The organism is Oceanispirochaeta sp. (genome assembly GCF_027859075.1).
Lineage (GTDB): Bacteria > Spirochaetota > Spirochaetia > DSM-2461 > DSM-2461 > Oceanispirochaeta.
The window spans coordinates 1-7,320 of the sequence record NZ_JAQIBL010000194.1 but is presented as its reverse complement, the minus strand read 5'-3'; the positions used below and the strand labels follow the sequence as shown (position 1 = coordinate 7,320).

General features: G+C 44.5%; 5 protein-coding genes. 1 reads left to right on the top strand and 4 read right to left on the bottom strand.

Annotated features, from left to right (window positions below; all coding sequences use genetic code 11):
• A partial coding sequence (locus tag PF479_RS10820; RefSeq protein ID WP_298006171.1) for an adenylate/guanylate cyclase domain-containing protein occupies positions 1–1,906 on the bottom strand: 1,906 nt, incomplete at its 3' end.
• Between the two features lie 171 nt (positions 1,907–2,077).
• Positions 2,078–2,440, bottom strand: a complete 363-nt coding sequence (locus tag PF479_RS10815) for a DUF2294 domain-containing protein (protein ID WP_298006168.1) — start codon at positions 2,438–2,440, stop codon at positions 2,078–2,080.
• Between the two features lie 339 nt (positions 2,441–2,779).
• Here PF479_RS10815 and PF479_RS10810 point away from each other — a divergent pair, with 339 nt between their 5' ends.
• A complete protein-coding gene (locus PF479_RS10810; protein ID WP_298006166.1) occupies positions 2,780–4,585 on the top strand; it encodes a phosphoenolpyruvate carboxykinase (GTP) in 1,806 nt (601 codons plus the stop codon).
• A gap of 162 nt (positions 4,586–4,747) precedes the next feature.
• On the opposite strand, the gene PF479_RS10805 is transcribed toward PF479_RS10810, so the two are convergent.
• Both PF479_RS10805 and PF479_RS10800 read right to left on the bottom strand, forming a co-directional pair.
• Positions 4,748–6,634, bottom strand: coding sequence for a phosphoenolpyruvate carboxykinase (GTP) (locus tag PF479_RS10805; RefSeq protein ID WP_298006164.1), 1,887 nt, complete (start codon positions 6,632–6,634; stop codon positions 4,748–4,750).
• Between the two features lie 377 nt (positions 6,635–7,011).
• The gene (locus PF479_RS10800) at positions 7,012–7,218 is read right to left on the bottom strand and encodes a hypothetical protein (RefSeq protein WP_298006161.1); all 207 of its coding nucleotides are present in this window, start codon (positions 7,216–7,218) and stop codon (positions 7,012–7,014) included.
• Positions 7,219–7,320 lie beyond the last annotated feature (102 nt).

Genomic DNA, 7,320 nt, shown 5'->3' with positions numbered 1-7,320 from the left:
TAATGTCGCTGGGGTCTCCATTGAACAATTCATAAATACTCACCGGAAACTCTTTTCCTTTGACCTTTATCTTTCCTATAAAGCGTACATACTTTGCCAGATCGCCCTTCAGATGCTTGTAGGTTTCTTCACTCATGGCGATGTCCAGGCCATACTCTTTTGTCAGGGTTTCAATTCTTGAACAGAGATTGACAGCATCCGAAATGACAGTGCTATCCATCCTCTGGTTTTCACCTATGGTTCCCATCATTAAAGATCCCGTATGAATCCCGATTCCAACTCTGATTGAATCATAGCCGGTCTTGGAACGGTGAAAATTATATATTTGAAGTATCTGTCTCATTTGAATGGCTGCCCGGGTTGCATTTTCAGCCGAATCAGGCCCGGCAAAAAGAGCCATGATTCCGTCTCCCAGATACTTGTCAATGAATCCATTGAAATCCCGGATCACGGGGCAGACTCTTTCATAAAAGGAGTTGAGAAACAGGAAGTTTTCTTTAGGAGTCAATTTTTCCGAAAGGGATGTGAAGTCTCTGATATCCATAAACATGATGGTCATTTCCATCTGAACATGATCTCCCAGCAGAATGTCGATGATACTGTTTTTATTGAGGTAGGTCAGAAATTCTTCCGGAACAAAGCGTCTGAATGATTTGTTGGTGTGTATCAGTTTTATTGCTAAATCCTTACTCTCACTGAAGGACTTCCCTATCCTCCAGCTGAGCAGAGTGGCTTGACCTAGGATAAACAGTCCAAGACCCAGAGGCACCATATAGAAGGAATCAATGATCTGCTGAGCATAAAGCATATCATTCAGAGAGGTCCCTACAAGGAGAATAAAACCCAGGAGGGTAATCCTGGCGGTCGGATCTTTCCGAACGGTCCTGACGATGAGAACGGTAAATATAATGATAGCAACAAAAAGCGCCAGGATCTGGTAATAGGTGAGAAATCGGATATAAAAGTGGTGTCTTGTGCTGAGGGCCAGGATGCTGTAAATGGCACTGACCACATAGAAGGGATATTCAATTATCCGGCTGTGTTTGAAAGGAAACTGCAGGCTGATAAACCTCAGAAAAAGAGGTACAGAAAGATAAAATGACAGATGACCCAGGGTGGCTTCTACTTCAACAGGCATATTTGGTAAGAGGCTCAGAAGTATATGCTGACCATACAGGATGGTCCGGAGGGACAGGACCAGGGCAAAAAGACCGAAATAGAGGGAAGAATGAGAATCTTTTCCTTCACTGACAAAGAATAAAAAGTATAGAATTCCAATGACCAGAAAGACTCCGAAAAGAAAGGCGTCCCTCATCTGTGACCTGTTTTTTTGGAGATTGAGAGTGTCCAGACCTCCTATTTCAGGAGAATCCAGCAGCCCCCCGTAAAAATCGTAATAATTGGAGATCTGGAGGATAATCTCCAACTGAGAGGCCCCTGGTAGTAGGAGTATCGCCGGCTTCTGGTTCTGGGAATTTATTACCCACTCACCACCGGGGAGACCATTCTGGTGGAGGAGCCTTCCATTCACAAAGAGTTTGTAGTGATTGAAGCTGTAATCCATGGTCAGTCCGAGAATTTCCGGTCCTGGAGGGAGAAGAACCGTGGTTCTATAGGTTCCATAGCCATTTATGGGGTGCCTGTCATTTTTATTCCAGGCATCGGGAACAGTAATGATTTCTGCTTCATAGTCAGAAAAGTCAGTTCCCGGCGGCAGAAGCTCATTCCAGTAAAACTCCCAGTCTCCCGAGAGGGGTTCGGGATGATCTGTCAGGTTTTTGTCTCTGAGGTTCAGTTCAGAAGCCTTTTCTCTCTCTCCTGTTTGAGATATCAAGGTTTGTGCCACGAGAAGAATCAGCAATAATATGATACTGGATATTTTGAACTGCCTAAAGGTTTTAAACAAAGTGGTGCTTCCTGTTCTTTGAATCATTTAATTTCGTTTTTCTGAATAGCGTCAATTGTCACGAATATTATATCATAGGATATTGATCGTGGGATGCAGGAATAATCAATACAAATATAGTAATATATAGGTGTGGATAAATCTGCTCACAAAGAAAATACAAAATACAGTTTAGGTCAGATCAGGGGCCGATTCCAGCGTAAAGATGATGATCCTCTCTCCGGTTTTTGTACTCAGATCGGAATGCATACTGATGATCCCGACCTTCAGAATGTCCTGCAGGACCGATTCAAGAAGGGTCCTTCCGTTTTCAATGAGGGTCCGGCGCATCTGTTTGATCTGAGCCCGTCCATTATCAATTTCCTGAGAACTGGCCAGTTTGTTTTCTGCGGGAGTAAGAACTCCCTTCATTCTGAGTACGACCATGTCGTCGATAATGTAGCTTTTCGCTTCCAGCGGACCCCGTCCCATGTATTCCTTTTCAAAATGGATCAGGGCTTTACAGATTTGTTCTTCCATTTGGCCTTTTGTCATATATTGAACCTCAATTTTTAGGGATTAAATTCTTAATTATATTCTTACAGGGGCAGGAGTTTCAATAAGATTTGAATAAATGCATAGTAATGTCCTATAATTACTTGAAATGAATTGAAAGAATCTATATGGTACAGATAATAATCGGAGGAAGGAGAAGGGTGATTCTATCATCAGTCAGTACTCAACCGGTTATCAAATAAGCAACAATACTAATTAATAACTGCCTTTTCAGGCAGGGATTCTTAAGGATAGTGGCCCGGACTATATCAGAATGATGTACTTCGGGTTTTTTATATATAAATATCATAATAGTAAATATTCTAAGGAGAATAGAGAATGTCAGTTCCTACAAAAAACAAAAAACTCATTGCCTGGGTTAACGAAATTGCCGCAATGACAACCCCCGACCAGGTCATCTGGTGTGACGGTTCAACAGAAGAATACGATCGCCTGATGGCGGAAATGGTCGGAACCGGAATGGCCATCAAGCTGAACGAGAAACTTCGTCCCAACAGCTATGCTTTCAACTCAGACCCCTCGGATGTTGCCCGTGTAGAAGGCAGAACCTACATCGCATCAGTCAAAGAAGAAAATGCAGGACCCACCAACAACTGGATCGATCCTGTTGAACTGAAAAAAATAATGGTCGGTAAATACACTGGTTGTATGAAAGGCCGTCCCATGTATGTTATTCCGTTCTCAATGGGTCCCGGTGGTTCTCCCATTGCCAAGGTCGGTATTGAGATCACAGACTCCCCCTACGTAGTTGTGAACATGCACACCATGACTCGTGTATCCAATAAGGTACTCGAAGTTCTTGGTGATGATGGTGACTTCATCCCCTGTCTCCACTCCGTTGGTTCACCCCTCGAACCCGGTCAGAAAGACAGCAGATGGCCCTGTGCTCCCATTGAAGAAAAATACATTGCCCACTTCCCCGAAGAAAACCTGATCTGGTCTTATGGTTCCGGATATGGTGGAAACGCTCTTCTTGGAAAGAAATGTCTGGCACTGCGTATCGCTTCTGCCATGGCTGGAAGAGAAGGCTGGATGGCCGAGCATATGCTTATCCTGAGATTCACCAATCCCGAAGGTAAAAAATACCACATTGCAGCGGCATTCCCCTCCGCATGTGGTAAAACAAACCTGGCCATGCTTCAGTCTACCGTCCCCGGATGGAAAGTTGAAACAATCGGTGATGATATTGCCTGGATGAAACCCGGTGCTGACGGTCGTCTCTACGCCATCAACCCCGAAGCTGGATTCTTTGGTGTTGCCCCCGGTACATCTGAAGCTTCCAATCCCATGGCTCTTGCCAGCTGTTCAAGAGATGCCATCTTCACTAACGTAGTCGTTACACCAGATAAAGACGTCTGGTGGGAAGATATGGGTGTAGAATGTGCCGGTGGTACAGACTGGAAGAACAACCCCTGGAACCCCGGCATGAAAGATGCTGATGGTAAAAAAATCCTGGGTGCTCACCCCAACAGCCGTTTCACAGCAAAAGCTGAACTCTGCCCCGTTATCTGTGCAGATTGGGAAGATCCTGCAGGAGTTCCCATCGATATCTTTGTATTCGGTGGAAAAAGATCTTCTGTTATGCCCCTCGTACACGAAGCGTTTGACTTCGAACAGGGTGTATACATGGGAGCTACAGCCTCTTCCGAGCCCACAGCAGCCGCTCTGGACCTTGGAAATGTCAGCCTGAGATTCGACCCCTTTGCAATGACACCTTTCATTGGATATCACGCCGGTGACTACATGCAGCACTGGTTTGACATGGGTAAAATGCTGGGAGATAAAGCTCCTAAGGTATTCTATGTTAACTGGTTCCAGAAAGATGGAAAACGGTTTGTATGGCCCGGATTCGGTGAAAACAGCCGTGTTCTGAAATGGATGTGCGACCGTGTAGAAGGTAAGGTTGACGCCATTGAAACTCCCATCGGAATGATGCCTGCTAATGATGACCTTGCAAAAGGTCTGAACCTGGCCAAGGAAGACTGGGACAGACTGATGAAGGTTGACACAGTTGCATTTAAGAAGACCGTTGAAGATGCCAAGGTATACCTTGCAAAATTCGGCGACAAACTACCCAAGAAAATGACCGAACAGCTCGAAAAACTCGAAAAACGTCTCGGTTAATTTCTCTAATTAGAAGTTGAGCTGCCGTTCAGCAGTTCATCTCTCTGATTACTAACAAAAAGAAGCCCATCCATTCGGATGGGCTTTTATATTTTAAGGTTTCTCAAGCCACAAAAAACCGCCCTGTGAAGAGCGGTTCATATTTTAAATCAGTTCCCGGAATTAACCTTTGTAATCACCGGGTTTAATCTCATCACCGTACTTTGCTCTTATTGCTGTGTATTTTGCAATTGTTTCATCCCAGTAAGCGTTCAGTTCCGCAGGGATACTGGAGTCTTTGCTGGCAAAGAATTTTTTGGTTCTTTCCAGTTTCTCAATCAGCTTAGTACAGCGGAAGGTGAACAGGTAAGTATAATCTTCTAAAGAGAACTCTTCATCCAGAAGTTCTTTGAAGAGAACCTTTATATCTTCATAGAGGGGGATTTTTCCGGAAGGAGTATCCAGAGCTTTGTAATCTCCATGGATTCTACCTTCTGCCCAGTGAAGCCAGACTTTTTTGGCCAGCTTGCTGGTCATGAAGTTTCCCTTGGGGTTTCTCATGAAGTAGTTGGTAGAGTAAACCTTGGGTTCTTCCTTCATACCCTTAACGAAATTAATGTTGTTCATGGTGTATTCGCCAAGAGGGTAGGATACAAAGTCCATATTCGCCATGGGAGATGCGGCTCTGACTCCTTCAGCACCGAGGGTGGCCGCGGTGGTTTCTGATTCCAGGGTACAGGCCTTGAGAAGAATTCCGTCTCTCCAGTTGGGAGATTCTTCTACGGGAACGGAAGTATCGCTGTCACGGCCGCCATAAAGAATACCATCAACCTTGACTCCTTCTTTAGCATCAAAACCTGCCTTGTCAAAGTTTTCCAGGTAGTCCAGTCTCATGGTGTAGCGAGAGTTCGGGTGAGCCACGGGAACAACGTTACCTTTGCTGTCTTTCATTCCCTCAGTCCATTCACCAATATGGTTAAGACCTGTCTTGGGGTTTTCAACACCTTGTCCAAGCCAGTAGGGTTTTTTATCAGGACCCTGAAGGATATTGGAGAAGATCACTTCCTGGTTTTTCATGGCGTTCTCGAAGATGACAGGATCGTCTTCTGCATTTACGTCTTTGATGATACCGAATATACCCTGTTCAACGTTAACACCGCGGAATTCTTTATCGATGTTGCGGAAGTAGGCAATGTCATCTCCTACGATCTCTTCACCGGGGATCATGGCTGTGGAAGTTTTACCACAGGCAGAGGGGTATGCTCCGGCAAAGTAGGTTTTTCTTCCGCCCTTACCAAGACAGGCCATCAGAAACATATGCTCACAGAGCCAACCTTCCTGTCCTGCTTTACTGATGGCTAATCTCATGGCATGTTTCTTGAGGCCTACAGAATTTCCTGCGTACTGGTCGTTCATGGAGTAAACAATGTTGTTCTGGGTATCCATGTAGATTCTTCTGTCTTTCAGGTTCTTGGAGCAACCTCTTTCATCCTGTTCTCCGGCGGAATGGATGAAGCGGAAAAAGTCATCAGAACCGGGATTGTTCATGAAATGCTTGTAACCAGGTCTGTACAGAATAGACTCTGAATGGGTTACATAGGAAGAATCTGTAAACTGAATACAGGGAATGGTAAAGGGGCTTTCGGCAGGACCTTCTGTGAAAAACTTCACGTATGCTTCTTTGCCTGCCATGACATTCGTGGCAATTCCCATGATTTCTTTCAAAGCTTCGTCGTAGGGAAGAGAGTTCATGGCCTTCATCTTTTCCATATTTTCAGGGGACACCATATATCTTGTATTTACCTTGTCCCGGGCCTGATCTCCGTAACCGTCCCAGTGAATGGTCTGCTCAGAGTTTGCCATGGGGTGCTCTTCACCATTTTTCAGGGCTATGGCCTTGATGTACTCTTCATCTGCCTTACTATCGTCACAAACATAAATGGATGCAGGATTGCAATGCTCTGCAAAGGTTCCTAAGAATTCCATTACCTTGTCGTTTTTGAGAGCTGCCAGTTTGGCAAAGCTCTTGTCTGTCATCTTGTTTTTTAAAACACTTGTATACTTGGACATGATTACTCCTTGATATTTAGAAAAACTCATTCTCCTTAAACAGGGTGAAAACACTTTTTCACTCGGGACCAGAACTTTGTGTTGACTCCGGTCATGGTGCATTCTTCTGGAGGTGAGAACTAAATAGTATGATAGAAGTAAATTGAAAGTCAATGAAGCGAATATTTGATGAGGGAATTATTTAATTTAATTCCTATCCCAGGGACCATTTATTCATCATATTAACTTGACTGATTCACTAATGTTAAAAAGGATTTCACAATGGATCATCATAGAACGGCAGTATCAGAGTCTCTTCAGCTCTTATTTTTCTGATGCTCCCCCACGAAAGCTTTCCCTGAGGACGGCTTTTGTGGAGCTGTTTGTTCTCTAAACGCTTAATGATGATGTCCGTGTGCTCCATGAACATGTCCGTGTTCCAGTTCTTCTTCGGTTGCGGCTCTCACATCTGTTATACCCACTTCAAAATCCAGAGTCATCCCGGCTAAAGGATGGTTGCCGTTGATGGTGATTTCATCACCAACGATGCTGTCTACTCTGACTACCATGATATGGCCATCTGCACCGCTGGCTTCAAATTCCATACCGACTTCAATATCATCGACACCCTTGAAGGTCTCTCTGGGCAGTTTGTTAACATTCAGTAAAAGTCATTGCCGAATCTGTGAGATAAGGTTGTGGAAGAG

Excerpts from the sequence above, each read along its gene's own strand:
- PF479_RS10815 (WP_298006168.1), bottom strand. The coding sequence starts at position 2,440 with ATGACAAAAGGCCAAATGGAAGAACAAATCTGTAAAGCCCTGATCCAT.
- PF479_RS10810 (WP_298006166.1), top strand. The coding sequence starts at position 2,780 with ATGTCAGTTCCTACAAAAAACAAAAAACTCATTGCCTGGGTTAACGAA.
- PF479_RS10805 (WP_298006164.1), bottom strand. The coding sequence starts at position 6,634 with ATGTCCAAGTATACAAGTGTTTTAAAAAACAAGATGACAGACAAGAGC.
- PF479_RS10800 (WP_298006161.1), bottom strand. The coding sequence starts at position 7,218 with ATGGAATTTGAAGCCAGCGGTGCAGATGGCCATATCATGGTAGTCAGA.